This window comes from Variovorax sp. YR752 (assembly GCF_943372545.1).
In genome coordinates, this window is the sequence record NZ_CALRZC010000024.1 from 37,553 (window position 1) to 59,960 (window position 22,408).

At 66.8% G+C, this 22,408-nt stretch carries 23 protein-coding genes; 19 read left to right on the forward strand and 4 right to left on the reverse strand.

Annotation, left to right across the window (positions count from 1 at the left end):
- Positions 1 to 65: 65 nt before the first annotated feature.
- The 18 genes from AAG801_RS08405 to AAG801_RS08490 all read left to right on the forward strand — a co-directional run bounded on the left by AAG801_RS08405 (position 66) and on the right by AAG801_RS08490 (position 15,640).
- A complete protein-coding gene (locus tag AAG801_RS08405; RefSeq protein ID WP_341887997.1) occupies positions 66 to 1,223 on the forward strand; it encodes an acyl-CoA dehydrogenase family protein in 1,158 nt (385 codons plus the stop codon).
- On the forward strand, positions 1,220 to 2,359 hold the full coding sequence (locus tag AAG801_RS08410) for an acyl-CoA dehydrogenase family protein (RefSeq protein ID WP_341887998.1): 1,140 nt from the start codon (positions 1,220 to 1,222) through the stop codon (positions 2,357 to 2,359). Before AAG801_RS08405 ends, AAG801_RS08410 begins: the two co-directional genes overlap by 4 nt.
- A gap of 36 nt (positions 2,360 to 2,395) precedes the next feature.
- Positions 2,396 to 3,364, forward strand: a complete 969-nt coding sequence (locus AAG801_RS08415; RefSeq protein WP_341887999.1) for a tripartite tricarboxylate transporter substrate binding protein — start codon at positions 2,396 to 2,398, stop codon at positions 3,362 to 3,364.
- Positions 3,364 to 4,581 carry a CoA transferase gene (locus AAG801_RS08420; protein ID WP_341888000.1) on the forward strand — a complete coding sequence of 406 codons (1,218 nt, stop codon included), beginning with the start codon at positions 3,364 to 3,366 and terminating at the stop codon, positions 4,579 to 4,581. The genes AAG801_RS08415 and AAG801_RS08420 overlap by 1 nt, the downstream gene beginning before the upstream one ends.
- Before the next feature lie 210 nt (positions 4,582 to 4,791).
- Positions 4,792 to 4,938, forward strand: a complete 147-nt coding sequence (locus AAG801_RS08425; RefSeq protein WP_192192337.1) for a hypothetical protein — start codon at positions 4,792 to 4,794, stop codon at positions 4,936 to 4,938.
- A 16-nt stretch (positions 4,939 to 4,954) separates the two neighbouring features.
- Positions 4,955 to 5,539 (forward strand): A24 family peptidase, encoded by a 585-nt coding sequence (locus AAG801_RS08430; RefSeq protein WP_341888001.1) that lies wholly within the window; start codon positions 4,955 to 4,957, stop codon positions 5,537 to 5,539.
- 33 nt (positions 5,540 to 5,572) lie between these two features.
- Positions 5,573 to 6,415, forward strand: coding sequence for a Flp pilus assembly protein CpaB (gene cpaB, locus AAG801_RS08435; RefSeq protein ID WP_153283509.1), 843 nt, complete (start codon positions 5,573 to 5,575; stop codon positions 6,413 to 6,415).
- Positions 6,416 to 6,549: 134 nt separating this feature from the next.
- Positions 6,550 to 7,950, forward strand: coding sequence for a type II and III secretion system protein family protein (locus AAG801_RS08440; protein WP_341888016.1), 1,401 nt, complete (start codon positions 6,550 to 6,552; stop codon positions 7,948 to 7,950).
- Between the two features lie 11 nt (positions 7,951 to 7,961).
- On the forward strand, positions 7,962 to 8,255 hold the full coding sequence (locus tag AAG801_RS08445) for a hypothetical protein (RefSeq protein WP_341888002.1): 294 nt from the start codon (positions 7,962 to 7,964) through the stop codon (positions 8,253 to 8,255).
- A 133-nt stretch (positions 8,256 to 8,388) separates the two neighbouring features.
- Complete coding sequence (locus tag AAG801_RS08450; protein ID WP_341888003.1) at positions 8,389 to 8,604, forward strand: Flp family type IVb pilin; 216 nt, start codon at positions 8,389 to 8,391, stop codon at positions 8,602 to 8,604.
- A 110-nt stretch (positions 8,605 to 8,714) separates the two neighbouring features.
- The gene (locus AAG801_RS08455; RefSeq protein WP_341888004.1) at positions 8,715 to 8,891 is read left to right on the forward strand and encodes a Flp family type IVb pilin; all 177 of its coding nucleotides are present in this window, start codon (positions 8,715 to 8,717) and stop codon (positions 8,889 to 8,891) included.
- 45 nt (positions 8,892 to 8,936) lie between these two features.
- Positions 8,937 to 10,226, forward strand: a complete 1,290-nt coding sequence (locus AAG801_RS08460) for a Tad domain-containing protein (protein WP_341888005.1) — start codon at positions 8,937 to 8,939, stop codon at positions 10,224 to 10,226.
- Between the two features lie 5 nt (positions 10,227 to 10,231).
- On the forward strand, positions 10,232 to 10,699 hold the full coding sequence (locus tag AAG801_RS08465; protein WP_341888006.1) for a TadE/TadG family type IV pilus assembly protein: 468 nt from the start codon (positions 10,232 to 10,234) through the stop codon (positions 10,697 to 10,699).
- Positions 10,696 to 11,124 carry a TadE/TadG family type IV pilus assembly protein gene (locus AAG801_RS08470; protein ID WP_341888007.1) on the forward strand — a complete coding sequence of 143 codons (429 nt, stop codon included), beginning with the start codon at positions 10,696 to 10,698 and terminating at the stop codon, positions 11,122 to 11,124. The genes AAG801_RS08465 and AAG801_RS08470 overlap by 4 nt, the downstream gene beginning before the upstream one ends.
- Positions 11,125 to 11,143: 19 nt before the next feature.
- Complete coding sequence (locus AAG801_RS08475; protein ID WP_153283516.1) at positions 11,144 to 12,295, forward strand: AAA family ATPase; 1,152 nt, start codon at positions 11,144 to 11,146, stop codon at positions 12,293 to 12,295.
- A gap of 42 nt (positions 12,296 to 12,337) precedes the next feature.
- A complete protein-coding gene (locus AAG801_RS08480; RefSeq protein ID WP_341888008.1) occupies positions 12,338 to 13,717 on the forward strand; it encodes a CpaF family protein in 1,380 nt (459 codons plus the stop codon).
- A gap of 9 nt (positions 13,718 to 13,726) precedes the next feature.
- The gene (locus tag AAG801_RS08485; protein WP_341888009.1) at positions 13,727 to 14,716 is read left to right on the forward strand and encodes a type II secretion system F family protein; all 990 of its coding nucleotides are present in this window, start codon (positions 13,727 to 13,729) and stop codon (positions 14,714 to 14,716) included.
- 12 nt (positions 14,717 to 14,728) lie between these two features.
- The gene (locus AAG801_RS08490) at positions 14,729 to 15,640 is read left to right on the forward strand and encodes a type II secretion system F family protein (protein ID WP_341888010.1); all 912 of its coding nucleotides are present in this window, start codon (positions 14,729 to 14,731) and stop codon (positions 15,638 to 15,640) included.
- Between the two features lie 41 nt (positions 15,641 to 15,681).
- Here AAG801_RS08490 and AAG801_RS08495 read toward each other — a convergent pair whose 3' ends face one another.
- The 4 genes from AAG801_RS08495 to AAG801_RS08510 form a co-directional block, all read right to left on the reverse strand.
- Complete coding sequence (locus AAG801_RS08495) at positions 15,682 to 16,377, reverse strand: response regulator transcription factor (RefSeq protein WP_341888011.1); 696 nt, start codon at positions 16,375 to 16,377, stop codon at positions 15,682 to 15,684.
- A 29-nt stretch (positions 16,378 to 16,406) separates the two neighbouring features.
- A complete protein-coding gene (locus AAG801_RS08500) occupies positions 16,407 to 18,092 on the reverse strand; it encodes a histidine kinase (RefSeq protein WP_341888012.1) in 1,686 nt (561 codons plus the stop codon).
- A gap of 368 nt (positions 18,093 to 18,460) precedes the next feature.
- On the reverse strand, positions 18,461 to 19,642 hold the full coding sequence (locus AAG801_RS08505) for a calcium:proton antiporter (protein ID WP_341888013.1): 1,182 nt from the start codon (positions 19,640 to 19,642) through the stop codon (positions 18,461 to 18,463).
- Between the two features lie 133 nt (positions 19,643 to 19,775).
- Positions 19,776 to 20,258, reverse strand: a complete 483-nt coding sequence (locus AAG801_RS08510) for a hypothetical protein (protein WP_341888014.1) — start codon at positions 20,256 to 20,258, stop codon at positions 19,776 to 19,778.
- 777 nt (positions 20,259 to 21,035) lie between these two features.
- Here AAG801_RS08510 and AAG801_RS08515 point away from each other — a divergent pair.
- Positions 21,036 to 22,408: type VI secretion system Vgr family protein (locus AAG801_RS08515; RefSeq protein ID WP_341888015.1), on the forward strand; the 1,373-nt coding region annotated here is incomplete at its 3' end.

A 22,408-nucleotide genomic window follows, 5' to 3' on the forward strand; every position in this document is an offset into this window, starting at 1 on the left:
GCAGTTTCAATAATTGAAATTCAGTGCCGGTGATTGTGGACCTGCTTCCTACAGTCGCGCTCACCATGATCCGAGACACCCCCCACTTCGAGGCCCTGCGGGCCGACATCCGTGCCTTCGTTCGCGAACGCTGGCATCCGCTGGAAGAACAGGTCAGCCGCGACAACGACATCCCGCCCGACGTGGTCGACGAGCTCCGGCGCAAGGGCTACTTCGGCTGGAGCATTCCCGAGGCCTACGGCGGCCTGGGCCTGACGACCGAAGAGCTGGTGCTGTGCGCGATGGAGCTGTCGCAGTCGTCGGTGGCGCTGCGTGCCCGCGTGGGCACCAACACGGGCATCGGCTCCGAAGCGCTGGTGGCCGACGGCACCGAGGCGCAGAAGCAGCGCTGGCTGCCGCGCATGGCCACGGGCGAACTCACCGGCTGCCTGGCGTTGACGGAGCCCGAGGCGGGCTCGGAGGCGAGCAACGTGCAGACCACGGCGCGCCGTGAGGGCGACCACTACGTGCTCAACGGCAGCAAGCGCTTCATCACCAACGCGCCGGTGGCCGATGTGTTCACGGTCATCGCCCGCACCGAAGAAGGCTCGAAGGGCAGCAAGGGCGTGTCGGCGTTCCTGGTCGAGCGCGGCCCGGGCCTCACGACGGGCGAGCCCTACCGCATGATGGGCCAGGCCGGCTCGTTCGTGTCGGACGTGCATTTCAATGAATGCCGTGTGCACGCCGACCAGCTCATCGGCGGGCGCGAGGGCACGGGCTTCCAGACGGTGATGAAGGTGCTCAACAAGCAGCGCCTGCATCTGGCGGCGCTGTGCACGGGCCCGGCCATCCGCATGCTGGACCTGGCCATGGCGCACACCAGCAGCCGCAACCAGTTCGGCCAGGCGGTGGCCGACTTCCAGCTGGTGCAAGCCATGATCGCCGACAGCCGCACCGACATCTACGCGGCGCGCTCGATGATTCTCGAAGCGGCGCGTGCGCGCGATCGCGGCGAAGACGTGGCCCTGTCGGCCTCGATGTGCAAGTACTTCGCGTCCGAGATGTGCGGTCGCGTGGCCGACCGTGCGGTGCAGATGTTCGGCGGCTCCGGCTACGTGGCCGACTTCAGCCCCATCGAGCGCTACTACCGCGACGTGCGCCTGTTCCGCCTGTACGAGGGCACAAGCCAGATCCATCAGTTGAACATCGCCAAGCTGGCGCTGCGCGAGGCGGGCACGCGATGAACTCGCGTGCGGACCTCGCGGCGCAGGTGCGCGACTTCGTCGAGCGGCATTGCATTCCGCTCGAATCGAACGCCCACGTGCACGACCCGCTGGCGCTGGACGCCGCGCTGTCGCAGCTGCGCCCGGTCGCGCGCGAGCTGGGCCTGTACCTGCCGCAGATGCCGGCAGAGGAGGGCGGGCTGGGCCTGTCGTGGGTCGAGCGAGCGGCGGTGTTCGAAGAGGCCGGGCGCAGCTACCTCGGCCCGGCCGCGCTCAACTGCGCGGCGCCCGACCAGCCCAACATGATCAGCCTGCTGCGCCGGGGCACGCCCGCGCAGCAGCAGCGCTACCTGCGGCCGCTGGCCGAGGGCCGCATCCGCTCGTGCTTTGCGATGACCGAACCGGCCCCCGGCGCGGGCTCCGACCCGTCGATGCTGCGCTCCACCGCGCGGCGAGACGGTGATGGCTGGGTCATCGACGGCCACAAGTGGTTCATCACCGGTGCGGTGGGCGCGGCCTTCTGCATCATGCTGGCGCAGACGGAAGAGGGCCCCACGCAGTTCATCGTGGACATGGACCACCCGGGCCTTTCGCTGGTGCGCGCCATCAAGGCCATCGATCCGTTTGCCGTCGGCGGGCACGGCGAGCTGCGCTTCACGGCCTGCCGCGTGAGCGGTGACGCGGTGCTCGGCGAGGTGGGCTCGGGCTTCGTCGAGGCGCAGCAGCGGCTGGAGCCTGCGCGGCTGTCGCACTGCCTGCGGCTCATGGGCCGTGCACGGCGCGCGCTCGAGATCGCTCAGGCCTACGTGTGCGAGCGCACCTCGTTCGGCGATCGGCTGGCCGACCTACAGCAGATCCAGGCGATGGTGGCCGACTGCCACATCGACCTGCACGCCAGCCGGCTCATGAGCCTGGACTGCGCGCGGCGCATGGACGAGGGCTCGTCGGTGAAGACCGAGTCGGCGATGACGAAGGTCTTCGTGTCCGAAGCCCTGAACCGCGTGGCCGACCGCGCGGCGCAGATGTGCGGTGCGCTGGGCATGTCGGAAGACGCGCCCATCGCCCTCATCGTGCGCGAGCTGCGGCCGTTTCGCATCTACGACGGCGCTTCCGAGCTGCACCGCGCCACGCTCGGCCGTCGCTTCCTCACGCATTGAGACGCTGAACACACACAGAGAAACTGGAGACTGATGATGACGTCCTTGAGTAAAAAACTTTCGCACGTGGCCGCAGGCCTTGCACTCAGCCTGGCCGGCTCGCTGGCGATGGCTGCTTTCCCCGACCGTCCCGTGAAGCTGGTGGTGCCTTTCCCCGCCGGTGGCAGCACCGACCTGGTGGCGCGCGAGGTGGCGCTGGCGCTGGGCCATGCGCTGGGCCAGCCGGTCATCGTGGAGAACAAGCCCGGCGCCGGCAGCCTGATCGGCTCCGAGCTCGTCGCCAAGTCCACGCCCGACGGCTACACGCTGCTCATGGCGGGCCTGACCAACATCTTTCTGCCGTATGTGCACAAGGGGCTCAGCTGGAACCCGGTGGACGACTTCGTGCCCGTGGGCCTGGTGGCCGATCTGCCCAACGTCATCGCGGTCAACGCCAAGACGCCGTACCAGAAGCTGCCCGAGCTCATCGCCGCCGACAAGGCCAAGCCGGGCCAACTCGCCTTCGGCTCCGCGGGCCCGAGCACGCCGTCGCATCTGGTGTGCGAAATGATCAACCACCAGGCCGGCATCAAGATGCAGCACGTGCCCTACAAGGGGAACGCGCCCGCAGTGAACGACCTGATCGCCGGCCACATTCCGGTGATGTGCAACAACCTCGGCGGCACACTGCCCTACATGAGCAGCGGGCAGATCCGAATCCTGGCGCAGACCGGCCGCTCGCGCTCGCCCTCGGCGCCCGACGTGCCCACCTTCGCCGAGTTGGGCCTGCAGGGCTTCGACAGCGGCCTGTGGGTGGGCATCGTCGCGCCCAAGGGCACGCCCGACGCGGTGATGCGTCCGCTGCGCGCGGCGCTGGCCAAGGCCTTGCCTGCGGTGAAGGACAAGCTGGCCAAGTTGGGCGCGGCCTCGCTCGATCCGTCGCTGCCCGCTTACGGCCAACGCATCGCCGCCGACCGCAAGCTGTGGGACCCCGTGCTCAAGCGCGTCGACCTGAAGGGCAACTGATGGGCCAGCCTGCTGACCACGCCCCCCTGCGCGGAGTGCGCATCCTCGACATGGCGACCGTGCTCGCCGCGCCGTTCTCGGCCACGCTGTGCGGCGACATGGGCGCCGACGTCGTCAAGCTCGAACTGCCGGGCGGCGGTGATCCGCTGCGCGGACTCACGCCGGTGCACGAAGGCCATCCGCTGTTCTGGAAGACCGCCAACCGCGGCAAGAAGGGCATCTCGCTGGACGTGCGCAAGCCCGAGGGCCGCGTGCTGTTTTTGCAGCTCATCGCCGGCTTCGACGTGCTGGTGGAAAACTTCCGCACCGGCACGCTCGACGGCTGGGGCCTGGACATCGCCACGCTGCACGCGGCCAACCCGCGCCTCATCGTGCTGCGCCTCACGGGCTTCGGCCAGACCGGGCCGTATGCGCGCCGGCCGGGCTTTGCCCGCATCTTCGAAGCGATGAGCGGCTTCACGCACCTGACCGGCGAACCCGGCGGCCCGCCGCAGCACATGAACTACCCGCTGGGCGATGTGGTGGCGGGCCTGTTCGGTGCCTTTGCCATCAGCACCGCGCTGGCCGAGCGCAACGCGTTGCCGCGCGATCAGCAGCGGGGCGCCGAGATCGACCTGTCGGCCACCGAGGCGATGTCGCGCCTGCTCGATCCGCTGGCGGCCGAGCACCGCATCGGCGGCGTGGTGCGAGAGCGCACCGGCTCGCGTGCCACCTACACCGCGCCTTCCAACGTGTTCCGCGCAGCCGATGGCGTGTGGTTCACGCTGGTGGGCACGGGCGGGCCGATCTTCGCGCGCATCTGCCGCGCGATTGGTCGCGAAGACCTGCTCACCGATGTTCGCTTTGCCGACAACGCCGCGCGCATCCGCCACCTCGAGGCGCTTGACCGCATCATTGCCGACTGGTGTGCCAGCCTCCCATTCGCAGAGTTGGCCGTGCGGCTGGACCGCGAAGACGTGCCCTACAGCAAGGTGTATTCGATCGCCGACCTGCAGGCCGATCCGCACATGCAGGCACGTGGCGCCTTCATCGACGTGCCCGATGAGCAGTTCGGCACGGTGCCGGCACCGGCGGCGGTGCCGCGCTTCGTGGGCCGCGAAGGCGTTCGCCCGGCCGGCACGGGGCCGCGCACCGGGCAGCACAACGCCGAGGTGTACGGCGAGCTGGGGCTCGATGCGGCGCAGCTCGCGGCGCTGCGCGACGCGCAGGTGATCTGAAGCGCGCCTGCGCTTTGGCCTGCCTTGTCAGGTAGGCGTTTTGTCATGCCCGCTCCCGCGCCATCGCGGGGCGCCTGACTCCCCTAGAAAAGGGCGCTCCGCTCATGTGCGAACGCGGCCCGATTCCTACAGTCACCCCCATGCCGAACGCTTCTTCCCACGCCGGGAAGGCCAGCGGTTTCGGCCGGTCACGACCACTGGGGAATCCGCATGGAACCGCTCGAAGTTCTGCCCAGAACCGCCCTGAGCCTGCTGCGCGAAGACGCCGGCATGTCGTTCATGGAGTTCGCACTGATCGGTGCGCTGGTGGTGGTCGTGGCCCTTCTGCTGGTGCTCGCCTTGCGGCGCAGCGCCTGAGCACGGGGAGCCCGCCATGCAGGAACTCAACGCTGTCCTGGAACTGCTCGCGATGCTGGCGACCGACATCCGCATGCTGGCGCTCTTCGCGCTGCTCGGCGTGGCGGCTGTCAGCGACTGGCGCTCCTATCGCATTCCCAACTGGCTGACCTTCGGCGGCGCGTTCTTCGCCCTCATCTACGGAACGCTGGCGGCACGCACGCCGTCATCCGGTGCACTGGCCGCCTTCGGTGGCCTGGGTGTGGGCTTCGCAGCGATGCTGCCGTTCTATGCGCTGGGGATCATGGGCGCCGGCGACGTCAAGCTGATGGCCATGACCGGGGCTTTCCTCGGACCGCAGCAGACGCTGATGGCCTTGCTCTTCACTTTCATTGCGGGCGGCGTTGCGGCGCTGGCCTTCGCGATCCATCGCCGCCGCCTCGTCCACATGCTCGGCAACGTCAAGGCCGCGGCACAGGGCATGTTCATTTCCAGCATCGTGGGCGTGCGGCCCGACGGGCGCCTGCAGGCGGGCCAGTCCGTGGGCAAGTTGCCCTACGGCCTGTGCATTGCGGCGGGCACGGTGGTCCAAGTGCTGGCGCACCAGCTGGGCTTTGTCTAGCTCCTACATGTTTCACCTTTGGCGGAGGTTCGTATGAAGAACATCAAGGCGATCGGGCTGATCTTTCTGGCCCTGCTGTTCGGGCTGGCGGCCGCGGTCTACGCGACCGGCTGGGTCTCGCGGCAAAGCGGCATCGCGTCCAACAAGGTCGTGGTGGCCGCGGTCGACATCGACCTGGGCAGCCGCGTCAACGCGCAGATGCTGTCCACCGTCGACTGGCCCAGCGGCTCGATACCGAACGGCGCTTTCAGCGACATCAAGGCGCTGAACGACCGCGTGGTGAAGGTCGGCGTGTTGCGCGGCGAAGCGCTCATGGAGGGCAAGCTGGCGCCGGTGGGCACGCAGGGCGGGCTGTCGGCGGTGATCGCCAGCGGCAAACGGGCCATGACGGTGCGCGTCAACGACGTCGTCGGCGTCGCCGGCTTCGCGCTGCCGGGCAACTACGTCGACGTGATGGTCAACGCCCAGCAGGACAAGGGGCGCGGCGAAGACGCGCTGCAGATCAGCAAGACCGTGCTCGAGAAGGTGCTGGTGCTGGCGGTGGCCCAGGAGGCCAACCGCGACGACACCAAGCCGAAGGTCGTGAGCGCGGTGACGCTGGAGCTCTCGCTCGAAGACTCCGAGAAGCTCGACCTTGCACGCAGCGTGGGCACCCTGTCGCTGGTGCTGCGCAACCAGATGGACAAGACCACCGTCGCCACCCTGGGCATCACCAAGGGGCAGCTGTTCGGCGAGAAGAAGGACCTGGTGCCGGTCGTCGCTACCGCAGCTGCACCGGCCCGTCCGCGTGCACGGCAGGCAGGCCCCGCCACGCCGCGAGCCTCCGAGTGCGTGGAAGTGATCCAGCACGCCAGTCGCTCGCTCACCTGTTTCTGATCGATCGCCAGGAGGAACACCAAGTGCGCCCACTCACAACAACCATCGCCCGTCTGCTGGCGACCTTCGCGACAGTGGCGACACCCGCCATGGCCGCGGACGTCGTGGCAACCGCCCCGGTCACGGCCGCCGCCATGCCTGCGCCCGCTGCACTTGCTGCTGCGGCAGCGCCCGCAGCCCCGGCCAGCCGGCGCTGCACCGCCATCATTCCGGACAGCGAGCCGACCTATGCCGTGCTCGGCAAGTCGGTGGTCATTCCGTTGAGGGTGCGTGCCGTGCGCATCGTGGTCAGCGGCCAGCCCCAGGGCCAGGCGGCCGCGCCGGCGGCACCGCAGGGCGCGGCGGCGCCCCCCGTGCCCAAGAGTGAAGGCGTCGGCGACATCGAGGTCACGCTGCTGAGCCCGACCGACCTGTTCTTCCGCGGCCGCCAGGCCGGCTCGATGAACGTCGTGCTCCAGAGTGCCGACGGCACCTGCCACATCAAGGACGTGATCGTCACCATCGATCCCGGGGCGCTGCAGGCCAAGCTGGCCGAGCTGATGCCCGAAGAGCGCGGCATCCGCGTGCGCAGCGCCGAGCGCTCCATCGTGCTCACCGGCGAGATCAGCGACGCGCTGAAGCTCGACGACGTCATGAGCCTGGCTTCGGCCTACGGCGCCGACGGCAAGAAGGTGGTGAACCTGCTGCGCGTCGGGGCCCCCCAGCAGGTGATGCTCGAAGTGAAGATCGCCGAGGTCAGCAAGACCCTGCTCGACCGGCTGGGCGCGCGTGTCGGCATCTCGCGCATGAGCGGCGGCGGGCTGCACAACTACTCGCTGATCTCCAATTTCCTGAGCGCGGGCGGCGGCCTGGTCGAGGCGCTGCGCATCGGCCGCGGCGTGGTGACCATCGACGGCCAGAAGGACGACGGCCTGGTGCGCGTCCTGGCCGAGCCCAACATCATGGCCATCAGCGGCCAGAACGCCAGCTTCCTGTCGGGCGGCAAGATCTTCATTCCGGTATCGCAAACCGGAAGCGGCGCCAACGGGAGCACCATCACGCTGGAAGAAAAAGAGTTCGGTATCGGCGTCAAGTTCATGCCGACGGTGCTCAACGGCGACCGCATCAACCTGAAGATGGTGTCGGAGGTGTCGGACCTGACGCAGACCGGCTCGCCCTTCACCACAGTCGGCGGCGTGACGTCCGTGCTGCCGTCGCTCACGGTGCGGCGCGCCGACACCACGGTGCAGCTCAACGACGGACAAAGCTTCGTCATCGCCGGCCTGATCAAGAGCAACGCGACGGAGGCGGTCAAGCGCTATCCGGGCCTGGGCGAAGTGCCTGTGATGGGCGCGCTGTTTCGCAGCACCGAGTTCCAGAACGAGCAGACCGAGCTGATGTTCGTCATCACGCCGCGCCTGGTGCGTCCGCTGGCCGAGCCGCCGCGCGTGCCGACCGACAACCACGTGCTGCCCAGCCGCGCCGAGATGTACCTGAACGGCGCCCTCGAAAGCAGCACCCCGGCCCCTGCCGCCCCGGCCAGCCAAACCCCGTGAGGAGCCCCGCCATGTTCATCCGATCGACACCCCTCGTGCTCGCATGCCTCCTGGCTGCAGGCTGCTCGAGCGTCACGCCCCACTACGACGCGCGCTTCGGCGAGGCCGTGCGCGACGCCAGAAAGAAGATGACGCTCAACCCGAACGCCGGCAAGAACGGCGATCCGGTCACAGGCATGGACGGCCGCGCGTCGCGCGAGTCGATGGTGCAGTACCACGAGTCTTACAAGAAGCCACCACCGGCAGTCAATGTCATCAACATTGGCGGGCAGATCGGTGGCCAGGGCGGCGGCTCGGGGAAATGAAAGACCGCGACTTTGCGGACCCGTTCCACATCAGCTTCCACATGGAAAGGAGAACGCCACGACACGCATGACATTCGATCTCCCTGTTTTTCAATGTGATTTTCTGTAGTCCATCCCTTGAAAGGAAAGAGCCATGAACAAGTTTTTCCAGACCCTCGGTCAATCCACGAACGGTTTCCTGCGCGACGAAGAAGGCGCCCAGGTCGTCGAGTACGCGCTGATCATCGCGGTCGTCTCGATCGCACTGGTCGTTGCCCTGAAGGCCCTCACGGCCGACGATGGCGACTTCGGGACCTTCATCACCCGTGTCGGAACCTGCCTGACTTCGACGACGGGCGGCTGCGTCTGAAGTGTGTTGGGAGGGCGGAAGAAGGTGGGCTTTACCTCGAGGCTTGCTTTCTTCCGCAATTTCCGGTGCCTTTGCGCAATTTCCGTCCACAACGACACGAGGTCATCACCATGTTCAAGTCATTGCTGACAGACGAGGACGGCGCCCAGGTGGTCGAGTACGCCTTGATCATCGCCGTCATTTCCATCGTGCTGGTGATCGCGCTGCAACCGGCCACGATCGCGACGAGCATCGACGGCTTGCACGTGCGGTTGGTCGCGTGCCTGAACGGGAACGGCTGCGCCTGACGCATCCGGTGTCCTTCTTTTTATCGCCCAGTCCGAGGACCGATCATGAAAGCCAGCCGCTCCCCTCGCCGCCAGCGCGGCGCGATGATCATCACGGTCGCGCTGTTCATGCTGTTCCTGCTCGGCTTCATGGGCATCGCGCTCGACTTCGGCCGGCTCTTCGTCGCCCGCACCGAGCTGCAGACAGCGGTGGACAGCTGCGCGCTGGCCGCCGCGAATGAACTCAATGGGGAAAGCACGGCCATCAGCAGGGCGCAAAGTGCGGGCCAGACCGCCGGCAATGCCAACAACGTGAACCTGCAGTCGGCCACCTGGAGCGGCCAAGGCAAGCTCCAGGTGGCCGACATCACGTTCCGCGATGCGTCCTACGTGGTCACCACCGCATCCGCCAACGCACGCTATGCGCAGTGCACCCACACCCAACCCAACATCCAGATCTGGCTCATGCAGGCCATGGGCGCGTTCTCCGGCGATTACGCCAGCTATCCATCCACGCGCAGCGTCGCAGCCAACGCCGTGGCAACCCGTGGCAGCGCCCAGACCACGTGTCCCATTCCGGTCCTGGTCAAGCCCAGGCCCGGCGGTACCGCCCCTGACTACGGCTTCGTCCGGGGCGAGTGGTTGACGTTGATCAGGGCCCAGAACGCGGCGGTCGGCGGTCAGATCGGCTGGGCCAACCTCAACGGCACCAACAGCGCCGACGAAACCCGGGATGAATTGAGCGGCAGCGACTGTGAGACCGAGATTGGCGACCCGATCGGCACTCCCGGCGTGCAGGCCGTGATCGCCGAGGTCTGGAACGAGCGCTTCGGCATCTACAAGAACAGCGGCAGTCCGAGCGCGGGGCGTCCGGACTACACGGGCTACGCCTACACCACGACCAACTGGCCCGCGCGCTCAGACGGCACGCCACCCAATGCCTACGACGGCAGCCCGCCTCCCGGTGCGCCAGCCAGCGCGAAGAACTTCGTGACCAAGCGCGCGGCCTTCGCGTCGTGCGACGACACCGGAACGAGCCTGAGCGGCTGCGAAACGCGCACGGGCCTGACGCTCAACAGCTTCCAGAAGCTCGCGGCGCCCGGCAACGTCGCGGGGGGGCACAGGCAGTACGGCATGGACCGCCGCATCGTCACGGCACCGGTGGTCGATGGGTCGTCCCACGTCATCGATTACCTCTGCTTCCTGATGCTCCAGCCGCTGCAGATTCCCATGGGCGACACGCAGCTCGAATACCTCGGCAACGCCGGCGTGGTTTCGCCGACGTCGAGTCCCTGCACCACGAGCGGTCTCCCCGGTGGTTCGGCAGGCCCGCTGGTTCCCGTCCTTGTGAGGTGAGCGCCATGACGACGAAGACAACCTCTTTCCGCCGGCAACGCGGCGCCGCGCTGATCGAGCTGGCGCTGATCATGCCGCTGCTGCTGCTGCTCACCTTCATCACCACCGAGTTCGGGCGCGCCATGTACGAATACAACACGCTCACCAAGTCGGCCCGCGACGCGGTGCGCTATCTCTCGGTGCAGACGCCCGGCACGAAGATCGCCGAGGCGCGCAACCTGCTCGTGTTCGGCAACACCGTCGACACCGGCGTGCCATTGGCGCGCGGCCTGAGCCTGGCGAACGTGCCGGCCGACACGTGCTGCACCTGGCAATCGGCGGGGGCGGACCCGATCATCAACACGGTCACGGTGCGTATCACCGGCTACACCTTCCACTCGCTGTTTCCGTCGGTGTTCGGCGTGCAGTTCGCCGACGCCAACGGCAACATCGTCTTCAGCAACATCACCGCCACCATGAGGGCGCCATCATGAGACACCACGCCAAGGGCGCGACCACCCTCGAGTTCGCGCTGGGCCTTCTGATCTTCCTGATGCTGGTGCTCGGCATCGTGGACTTCGCCCGCATGCTGTTCACCTGGAACGCGGCCAACGAGGCGACGCGCGCCGGCGCGCGCTATGCCGTGGTGTGCGACGACACCACGAAGCAGGACCTCGTGCTCGCCCGGATGAAGGCCTTGCTGCCGCAGGTGCAGACCGTGAGCGTGGACTGGGTTCCCTTGGACTGCACGGCGAGCACCTGCCAGGGTGTCACGGTCAGCATCACCGGCCTGAACTACCAATGGATCTCCCCGATCGTGGGGGCCGTTGCGCCGCTCATCCCGATGCCGGGTTTCTCCACCTTCCTGCCCCGCGAGGTCATGCGGCAAGACCCGCACAGCGCGGCCATCTGTTCCTGACAGCACACCGGACACGACCATGAAGATCGCCATCGTTTCTCCCAATCCGAACCACCTGCAGGACATGCGCAAGGTGCTGGAGCCGCGCGGCCATGCCGTGTCGCTCTTCGAAGGCGGCAAGAGCCGGATGCAGGCGGTCGTCGAGAAGGTCGCGCCCGACCTGATGCTGGTCGACGGCATGTGCTGCGACCCGCAGGAGCTCTCGCTGGTGGAGGCGCTGACCTTGCGGCATCCGACGGTGGCGGTGGTGCTGCTGTGCGCGATGCAGACGCCCGAATTTTTGATCCACTCGATGCGCGCGGGCGTGCGCGAGGTGCTGCCGTCGCCCGCCGACGCCGCCGCGCTCGAGGCCGCCGTCGACCGCATTGCGCTCAAGATGGCCGGATCGCAGGCGCGCAGCCCGGGGCGGGTGGTGGCGTTCATGCCGTGCAAGGGCGGCAGCGGCGCGACCTTTCTGGCGACCAACATCGCGCACCAGCTGTCGCGCGAGCGCTCCGTGCTGCTGATCGACCTGAACCTGCAGTTCGGCGATGCGCTGTCGTATGTGAGCGACCTGCGCCCGACCGCGACGATGGCCGACGTGGCGCGCGACATCGCGCGCCTCGATGCCTCGCTGCTTGCGGCGAGCGTGGTGCGCGTGTCGCCAAGCTACAGCATCCTGCCCGCGCCCGAGGACCTGGCGCGCGCGATGGACGTCAAGGCCGAGCACATCGACGCCATCCTGCAGGTGGCGCTCGCGCAGTACGACTTCGTGATCTTCGACCTCGGCACGCGCATCGACACGCTCACGCTGCGCGTGCTCGACCGCGCGGAGCGCATCTTCCCCGTGCTGCAGGCCAGCCTGCCGCACATCCGCAACGTGACGCGGCTGGTGCAGGTGTTCAAGTCGCTGGGCTACGCGCCCGGCAAGGTCGAACTGCTGGTGAACCGCAGCGCCGGCGGCGGCGAGATCGGGTTGTCGGACATGCGCCGGTCGCTGCCCGGTGCGACGTTCACGACGGTGCCGGACGGCGGCAAGGACGTCGATGCGTCCATCAACCGCGGCGTACCGCTGGCGGAGATGTCGCGCGGCAGCGCGCTCGCCAAGCGCCTCGACGAGATCGCCCACACGCTCAGTCCGCGCCCGGAGGCGACGCCCGGCTTCATGGGGCGGCTGTTCCGCCGTGCCTGAGCCGGATCGGATTCCATCAATACCCAGGCGGAGGTGCCAACCATGTCATTCAGGGACCAACTCAATGCGATCGAGGGCGATGCCGGCGGGCGGCCCGTGGGGCCAACTGGGCCGGTCGTCGAGCTGACCACGTCGCCTTTCGCCTCGGACACCTACAAGCAGCTGAAGGAGCGCATGCACCTGAAGCTGCTGGAGCGCTTCGACCTGGCGGCGCTCGAAACCCTGCAACCCGACGCCCTGCGGCAGGAAATCTCGACGATGGTCGGGCGGCTCCTGCAGGAAGAGCCCGAGGCGCTCAACGACATCGAGCGGCGCACGCTGATTCGCGACATCCAGCACGAGATGCTGGGCTTCGGGCCGATCGAGCTGCTGATGGCCGATCCGACCGTGTCCGACATTCTGGTGAATTCGCCCACCAGCATCTACGTGGAGCGGCGAGGGCGGCTGGAGCTGACCAACGTGAGCTTCACCGACGAGAAGCACCTGCTGCGCATCATCGATAAGATCGTCTCGCTGGTCGGGCGCCGCATCGACGAGTCCAGCCCCATGGTCGATGCGCGGCTGCCCGACGGCTCGCGGGTCAACGCCGTCATTGCGCCGGTGGCGCTCGACGGACCGATGATGTCGATCCGTCGCTTCGCGAAGATCCCGCTGCGCATGAACAACCTTGTGAACGACCTCAAGTCGCTCACGCCGCCGATGGCGCAGATGCTCGAAGGCCTGGCACAGGCGAAGGTCAACATGCTGATCTCGGGCGGCACCGGCGCAGGGAAGACCACGCTGCTGAACATTCTCTCGGGCTTCATTCCGGAGTCCGAGCGCATCATCACCATCGAGGACGCGGCCGAGCTTCAGCTGCAGCAGCCGCACGTGGCCCGCATGGAGACGCGGCCGACGAATATCGAGGGCAAGGGCGAGATCACGCAGCGCGCGCTGGTGCGCAACGCGCTGCGCATGCGGCCCGACCGCATCGTGATCGGCGAGGTGCGCGGCGCCGAGGCGGTCGACATGCTGCAGGCCATGAACACCGGCCACGAAGGCTCGCTCACCACCATCCACGCCAACTCGCCGCGCGATGCGCTGGCGCGGCTCGAAAACATGATCGGCATGGCGAACCTGAACCTGCCGCACCGCACCGTGCGCCAGCAGATTGCCTCGGCGATCACGGTGGTGGTGCAGGTGCTGCGGCTGATCGACGGGCGACGCAAGGTCACGAGCATCCAGGAGATCACCGGCATGGAGGGCGAGATCGTCACCATGCAGGAGATCTTCACCTTTCACCAGACGGGCATGGGGCCCGACGGCCAGGTGCGCGGCCATTTCCACGCGACCGGCGTGCGGCCGAAGTTCATGGAGCGGCTGCACGCGTTCGGCGTGGAGTTGCCCGACCACATCTTCGATCCCGAAAAGCACTTCGAATAGGAGCTCGCCATGTTCGACAACCTGGGTGGTGACACGCTGATCACGGTCACGGTGCTGGTCTTCGTGACCGCGCTGCTCATGATCGAGGGGCTCTATCTGCTGTGGCGGTCCTACAAGGGGCCCGACGCGCGCAAGATCGAGAAGCGGCTGCAGGCGATGTCCGCCGCGGTCGACCGCACGTCGCAGGCCCATCTCGCCAAGGAACGCATGCTCAGCAGCGTGCCCTGGATGCAGCGCCAGTTGCTGGCGCTGCCGCGGGCGCACCGGCTGGACCGCTTCATCCTGCAGGCGGGCCTGGAGTGGACGGTGTCCAGCTTTCTGCTGGCCTGTGGTGTGCTCGGCGTGTTCGCGTTCTGTGCCGTGTGGCTGGCGCACCAGCCCGTGATGCTGGCGCTTCTGGCTGGGGCCTTGGCGGCGGCGCTTCCCGTCTTGTACCTGCAGCATCGGCGCAGCCAGCGGTTGGAGCGCCTCGAAAAACAGCTGCCGGACGCGCTGGACCTCGTGACGCGCGCCCTGCGCGCGGGCCACTCCTTTGCCAGCGGCCTGCAGATGATCGGCGAGGAAATGCCCGAGCCGATTGCCGGCGAGTTCCGCCTGGTGGCCGACGAGGTGAACTTCGGCGTCTCGCTGCAACAGGCGCTGACCAACCTCAGCGAACGCGTGCCGCTCACCGACCTGCGCTACTTCGTGGTGTCGGTGCTGATCCAGCGCGATTCGGGCGGCAACCTGACCGAGGTGCTGGGCAACCTGAGCCGGCTGATTCGCGCGCGCTTCAAGCTGCTCGCGCGGGTGCGGGTGCTGTCGTCCGAGGGGCGGCTGTCGGCCTGGATCCTGGGTGTCATGCCGTTCGCGCTGGCGGCGCTCATGAACATCTTCAATCCCGAGTTCATGTCGCCGCTGTGGACCGATCCGATCGGCCAGTCGGTGCTGCGCTACATGCTGGTGCTGATGCTGCTGGGCATCGTGCTCCTGCGCAAGATCGTGAAGATTCGCGTCTGAAGGAGAAGCGCCATGGCCCTGCTGTTCCCCATCCTGGTTTTTCTGTCCGTGTCGCTGGCCATTGTCGGCCTGGCGGTGTGGTTGTCCCCGACGCGCGCCGCGCAGCGGCTGCAGGCGGTGACGCTGCCGGCCGGCAAGACGGCCTGGACCGAGACGGCCGTCAAGCTCGTCGGTCCGTTCGCGCAGCTGTCGTCGCCGACCAGTGACGCCGACCTGTCGCCGCTGCGCGTGCGCTTCCTGAACGCCGGCATTCGCCATCCGGATGCGACCCTCGTCTACTTCGGCCTGAAGACGCTGCTGCCGCTGGGCTTCGCGGCCGTCGCGTTCCTCGTGCTGCGCGCGACGGGGTCGGAGGGCGGCATGACGATGCTGCTGTGGCTCGCGCTGGCCGCGCTGGCCGGCTGCTACCTGCCCAACCTGGTGCTGCGCCTGCGCATCCGTGCGCGGCGCCGCGAGATCTTCGAGAACTTTCCCGACGCGGCCGACCTCATGCTGGTGTGCGTGGAGGCGGGGCTCGGGCTGGACGCCGGGCTGGCCAAGGTCACCGAGGAAATCGAGATCAAGAGCCGGGCGCTCGCGCAGGAGCTGCACTGGACCAACCTGGAAATGCGCGCGGGCGGCACACGCGAGAAGTCGCTGCGCAACCTGGCTCTTCGCACGGGCGTGGAAGAAATAGGCACCTTCGCCACCATGCTGACCCAGGCGGACCGCTTCGGTACCAGCATCGGGGAGTCGCTGCGCGTGTTCTCGGACGACCTGCGCCACAAGCGCCAGGTGCGCGCCGAGGAGCTGGCGGCGAAGGTGCCGACCAAGATGCTGCTGCCGCTGGTGGTGTGCATCTTCCCGTGCATCTCGCTCGTGATCCTGACGCCGGCGGCGATCCGCGTGATCCGGATGATTGGGCCGATGCTGGCCGGGCATTAGCGAGGGGCGCGCACGCGCCGCAGCAGCAGCGACTGCGCGGTTCAGTGCGCCTGCGTGTCGAGCTGATGCTTGACCGCGTAGATGTACAGCTCGAGCCGGTTCGTGAGGCCCAGCTTCTGGTAGATCGCGCACAGGTGGTTGCGCAGCGTGTGTTCGGTGACGAAGGCGCGCTCGGCGAGCGCCTTGTTGGAGGCGCCGCAGCCGGTCGCGACGATGCGGATGATCTCGCGTTCCTTGTGCGTCAGCGTGGCCTGCCGCGCCGTGTCGGAATCGGCCTTCGGCGGCTTCTTCGCCGCCGTGAGCTCGGAGAAGACGCGCCCCATGGTCTGCGCGTCGACGCAGAGCTCGCCGCGGAACACGCGCTCGATGGCGTCGAGCAGCTGCTGCGCCGAGGCGTCCTTGCCCACCACGCCGCGTGCGCCGCGCAGCACGGCCAGGTCGAGCGTGCGCTGTTCTTTTTCCGCCGTCAGCACCATCACGCGCGACACCTCGTTGGCCAGCAGCCGCGGCAGGATGTCCAGCGCACTGTGGCCGTCCAGGTCGAGGTCGAGCACGATGACATCGGGCGCGAGGCTTTGCGCCGTGGCCACCGCTTCGTCGCAACAGCTGGCTGTGCCGACCACCTTCATGCGCGGCTGTTCGCCGTCGATCAGCTTCGACAGGCCCCAGAGCATGGTCTTGTGGTCGTCCACGAGCAGGACGGCAATAGGGTGGTCAAGGTGGTCAAGGGTTTGCATGACGGACTCCTCCAGTGTCTGCGGCGCGGTCAGATCGGGATTTCGATCCGCACCGCCGTGCCGCCGTTCGCGCATCGGTCGACATGCGCCTGGCCGCCCAGGGCCGCGGCGCGCTCGGTGAGAGAGCGGGGATGGAAAGCGGTGAAGCTTTCCTGGCAGGCGTCGTTCTCGATGCACAACGCCAGCTGGCCGTTCTTGCAGTCGATGCGCACGCTGCCGTGGCGTGCATGGGTGTGCTTGCAGATGTTGTTGAGCCCTTCGCTCACCATCTGCAGCAGCTCCGCGGTCACGCGGTCGTCCAAGTGCAGCGGGGCATCGATGGCCATCACGATGTCGATGTCGATGCCGTACAGGCCCTTGATCCGCGCGGCCTGGCGTTCGAGGTGGGGCCGCACGAGCCCGCAGGCATCGTCGGCGCCGTGCCTGACTTCGCCAGCGTAGCGGCGCAGGTCGGCAATCACGCCGTCGGCCACGTCCGAGAGTTTGTCGAGGTCTTCGCGCAGCGGGTTGTCGGCGCCGGCCCGCTTGCGCAGCGCGCACAGGCCCATGCGCAGGCCGATGTAGGGCTGGATCGCGGTGTCGTGCAGGTCGAGTGCGATCTTCAGGCGCTCGGTCGATGCGGCTTCCGAGGCCATCCGGTCGAGCACCTCGATGGTCTCGATGACCGGGAAGATCTGCGCCATGAGGTGGGCGAGGAACATCGCGTCGGACTTGCCGAGCCGCCCGTCGCGCGACGAGATGAACACCCGGCCTTCGCCCAGGCGCATCGGCAGCGGCGCGCTGATGAAGGCGCGGGCCTCCAGCATGGCGGCGATCGTGCTGCAGCGCTGCGCGCCTTCTGCGTCGGCGCTGCGCCAGCCGGTAGTACCCGCTTCGAAGACTTGATGCTGCGCGCGCAGGTGGTTCAGCGGCCAGGGCAGGCGGTGGCTCAGCACGATGCTGTCTGGCGCCAGGGCCATGAACGGCGATGCCGTGAGGCGGCCGATTGTCTCGATGCGTACCTGTTCGCAGGCGTCGTCCTCGCGCAGCGTGCGCAGCAGCCAGGTGCCGGTGGCGCGGTCGCGCGTCAGCAGGATGCAATGGCTGGCCTTGAAGAAGGCCAGCGTGCGTTCCATCGTGCGGGCGATGGTGCGCCCGGCGCCGAAGCGCGGGTTCGACAGCTGGCTCACGTCGCCCAGCAGCGCCAGGCGCCGTTGCAGCGCGAGCTTGGAACCGCCCCAGTACACGATCATGTGCCCGAGCGCGAGCAGGAAGGCGGTGCGCATCAGCAACTGCGGCATGTCGTCGGTGCCCGTGGCCAGCCCGCAGGCAATGAACGAGACGACCGACGCGATCGTTACGCGGGCGCCTTCCTCGAAGCCCCAGCGGAACGAGGAGGTGAGGATCGCGAAGAAGTAGAAAAGAAAGAACAGGCTGTGGGTGCCGTCGGTCACCGCGAGGATCAACGTGAACCACAGCACGTCGGACCAGTGGATCGCCTTGCCCTGGAAGTAGGGCCGCCCCACCGCCGTGCAGACGTGGATCAGCAGGCTGTGAAGGATGTAGCCGAGGAAGGCCAGCCAGACGGCCGCGGGGACCTGGTTCCGGCTATCGGCGGCGTCGACCGTGATCGCCAGCAGGGCCGAAATCGACAGCACGAGCCGCATGCGTCCCACCATGAGCGCATCCGCCGCCAGGCTGGCGTCGATGCGGGGGGCGGAGTCGTGGACTCGCATGGGGATGCATCCTGTGCATGAACCATGTCAGGCACCGCGAGAGATCGCAGTGGAGACGACGAAGCCCGGCTGTGACAGATTGGAATACATTTTTCTTACCTGAGACCACAACGTGTGACGAGTTCACATTACTACTTTGGTGTTCAGAAGCAATTGAAATCGCATTCCATTAACGTTTGGTAACTATATTTGCATTGAATTGCATGCGGATAAATCAGCGTCTGCACAGGGGCAGTGAGAGGGCATGGCGCAGCTTGGGGAGGCCCCGGAGAGGGCGAGGTACCTCACCGGGGCGTCCGCCTGTCGTGCGAAGGCGCAGACCGTGGGGTAACCCGGTCACGCGTTGAGGCTGCGAATTTCGCGCAGCCTCAGGGCAGGAAAAGCAGCATCCCGTAGACCGCAAACAGCATCAGGTGCATGAGCCCCTGGATCGGCGACGTGCGCTGTCCGTTGAAGCTCAGCAGGCTCAGCACCGCCGTCACCGCGAACAGCAGCGTTTCCGCGCCCGAGATGCCCATGAGCACCTGCTTGCCCGTGACCAGCCCGATGACCAGCACGGCCGGCACCGTGAGCCCCACGGTCGAGACAAAGGCGCCCAGGCACAGGTTGATGGCGCGCTGCATTTCGTTGTTCATCGCAGCGCGCACGGCGGTGATCGACTCGGGCGTGAACACGATGATGGCGATGAGCACGCCGCCCACCGCAGCAGGCGCGCCGGCCGCGGCAATGCCGTAGTCGGTGACCACCGCGAGGTAGTGCGCGAGCAGCACGATCGGCAGGATCATCGCGAGCAACAGCAGCGAACGAACGACCACGGCGCGCTTGTCCAGGCGGGTGTGATCCGCCTGCGTGGCAGGTGAGGGCGCGGTCTCCCGCACCGACATCTGCCCCGGCGCCGGCTGAATGAAGAAGCGCTGGTGGCTGCGCATCTGCATCCAGAGGAACGCGCCGTACAGCACGGCCGTGAGCACCGACATGCCGATCGCCTGCACCGGCGTGAACTCGCCCGCGCCGGTCGTGTGGTTGGGCAGCACCAGCGCCGTGCCGGTCAGCAGCACGATCATCGACAGGTAGGCGCCGGCGCCCTGCGCGTTGTACTCCTGGTCGCCGTGGCGGGCCGCGCCCGCGATCAGGCAGATGCCGATCACGAGGTTCAGGATGATCATCATCACGGCGAAGATCGAGTCGCGCCCGATGGTCGGAAACTCGCCCGGGCCGAGCAGCACCGACGCAATGAGGATCACCTCGATCGACACGATCGAGAGCGTCAGGATCAGCGTGCCGTAGGGCTCGCCCAGCTGATGCGCCAGGTGATCGGCTTCACGCACCACGCCGAACGACGCGGCCAGGATGGTGACGAACAGCGCAAGAAAAACGCAGCCGGCCACCACGGGACTGATGGGCGCGGCCAGCCATTTGTCGCCGAAAGCGACGAAGAGCCCGACCACGAGCCAGGCGGCGCCGATCAGGGCCCAGGTGGCGGGCGGCACCAGGCGGGGCGGGGCGCCTTGGGGCGCGGGAGAAGAGGGGTGCGAGGGCAGGTCGGCCATGAAGGACTTCGTGAGAAGTGAAGGGCCGTCCCTTGCAAGGTGGAGGTGTGCAAGGCCGAGGTCGTCCTCGGCCCGGTTCGCGCAGGGCGCACGAACGCAAAAATGATAGCAGGGAAGCTGCCGGCGGGCGCGCTCAGCCGCCGCGTGCGCGCACCTGGGCCGCGTGCAGGAGGCGGGCGTTGTCCACCTTCTGCTTGGAAAGGAGCCGCGGCTTGTTGCAGCGCGAGCAGCGGTACATGCGCAGCCAGGGCAGCAGGCGCATCCACGCGGTGCGCGGCTGGCGATCCATGTCTTGCAAGTGGCAGGGGCAGGCGGAAACCGAGTGAGATGACGACATTTGTCCAATCGACCATGCAGTCCAGAACCCACCCTGACCGAGCTCTGCGGCTCTTCGGTTTCCTGGGGAATGAAAGTATTCATTCTTGCGACAAATGTAAACAAGCACACTCACCTGTTCTGGGTATTCGGTGGTTTTCCCGGCAGGTTCTGGCCACGGAAAACGGTTGAAAAAATGCGGCTGAGTCCCGACGCCGCAGGCCGAACGGCCGGAGTCGCCGGTTGTGTCGTCGACGGCTTCCTGAGCCGGCTCACAGCGGTGGTGCTCGGTGACGGGCATCGGGGTGGCGCAGCGCGCGCAGGCTCGGGCGGCCAGTTGTGAGGTCGCTGCCGCTATTTTTTTTCACGAGGAAATTGGGGCGACGAAATGTCGTGAGATGGCCGTCCGCAGAATCCCACCACTTCTTTCTTAGGGGCGCCTCAACGAGAGGGTTCGCTTTGAAGGCGAGCTATTAAAAATGGAGAGCGATGGCGACGCCTGCAGCGAATCTATCAATCCGCAGTCAAGAAGCTCAACGCTCATTCCGGGATCTGCGAGGGTTCGCCACAGAAGTACCTCAACCTAGCAGAGCTCGCGCGGCCGAGTTGCGTCAGCAGATTGAAGCTGCAGGGCGCACTCAATTGCGCAGCACCTTCTCGTGCACGTCGAGGTCGCACGCAGCCTGTACCACCGACACGTCTCGTTTCTTCACGAGTTCGAAATTGAAGTTTGAACTTTTGATTTAATTGTCATTTGGGTTTCATGGGCAGTTCCAAGTTCTATCTCGCACCTTAATAAGGTGCTCTTTTTAACTCGGAAGTAGTTCATTTCTCGATTGGAAAACCAATGGCTTACTCGTAGTTGCGCTGCAAAAACTCCTCTGGCACGCGTGAGAAAATAGCGATCAAATAGAAAGACAATCACCTTCACATGATCGGGCCGGGAGCGAGCCTGATGTGTTTGGCTGCAATTGGGCAATACGCGTCACGGCGCGCGTTTCTTGAAAACAAGAATCAAAAGGGGAGGGGTCTGCGTGAACCACATCGTGGCGAGATTGTTCTTGCACGGGCGCATCCGATGAGCGACCCATCGGGCCATCGTCTCGCGGAGCTTGTCGCTGGCCGTCAGCACGACCGGCTGTTGCGACTGTCGTTCCCCCAGGGCGGCGAGCCCGCGGGTGCCGACCTCTTGGTCAACACCCTCTCTGCTTCGGAAGGCCTGTCGCGCGACTTCGATTTCACGGCCGGGCTCTTGAGCAGCAATGCCGATCTGGCACTCAAGGACCTGCAGGGCAAGATGCTTTGCATCGAGTTGGTGCGCCCCGACGGAACGCTTCGCTATTTCACCGGCATCGTCTTCGAGTTTCGGCTCGTTCGCACGGACGGCAACCTGGCCTTCTATGAGGCTCGGCTCGGCCCATGGTTGAAGTACCTGCGGCTGCGCGCGAACAATCGCCTGTTCCATCGCCAGACGTTGCGCGCGCAGACCGAAGCCATCTTCAACGACTACGGCGTGCTGCCCAAATGGGAATGGCTCGTCCGCGGCGACGACGCACCTCACACGATGGCCGTGCAGGGCGGTGGGGCTGGCGGGGAGACTGACCACAACTACCTGCATCGGCGCTGGGAGGCGGCGGGCTACAGCTACTGGTACGAGCATTCGGCCGAGGGCCACACGCTGCATGTGTGCGACGACAGCACGCTTGCCAAGGCCGTGGACGGTTCGGCCCCGGAGGTCCGGTTCCAGGACGAAGGTGGCGCGCAAGAAGAAGATGGCATCGGCCAGTGGAGCGCGGTGCGCGAACTGGTCTCGGCGCAAGCGGCCGTCAGCGCCTTCGACTTCAAGAACTCGCGTCCCCAGCATGCCGCGATGCCCAGCAACAACCAGCAGGGCGAGGTGCCCCAGTTGGAGGTGCACGAGTACGGTGGTGCGCGTCACTTCAAGACTTCGCTCGAAGGCGAAGGCGTGGCACGTCGGCGCATCGGCGAGATCGAGGCGAAGGCCAAGCGCTTCGAGGCGCAGGGCAATAACCGCTTCGTGTTGGCCGGGCGCTGGTTCCGGCTGGCCGACCACTTCGGACGCACTCAAGGCGAAAGCTCCGAAAGCGAATTCCTCGTCCTCTCGGTGGAGCACCGGGCGAGTAACAACTACCTGCAGGAGCCCGCTACCGCAGAAGAAAAACCAAAGGGGTCGCGGGCCGAGTACAGGAACAGTTTCGTCTGCAGCCGCCGCTTCGTTGCATGGATGCCGAGTCGCGGTTTCCACAGCGTGGAGCAGCGCGTGATGGCGCCGCAGACCGCGACCGTGGTGGGGCCGTCCGCCGAAGGCAGCATCCACACGGACGAGTACGGGCGCATCCGGGTGCAATTTCACTGGGACCGCGAAGGCCAGAACGACGAACGCAGCTCCGCCTGGGTGCGTGTGATGAGCCCATGGGCCGGCGGCGAGAC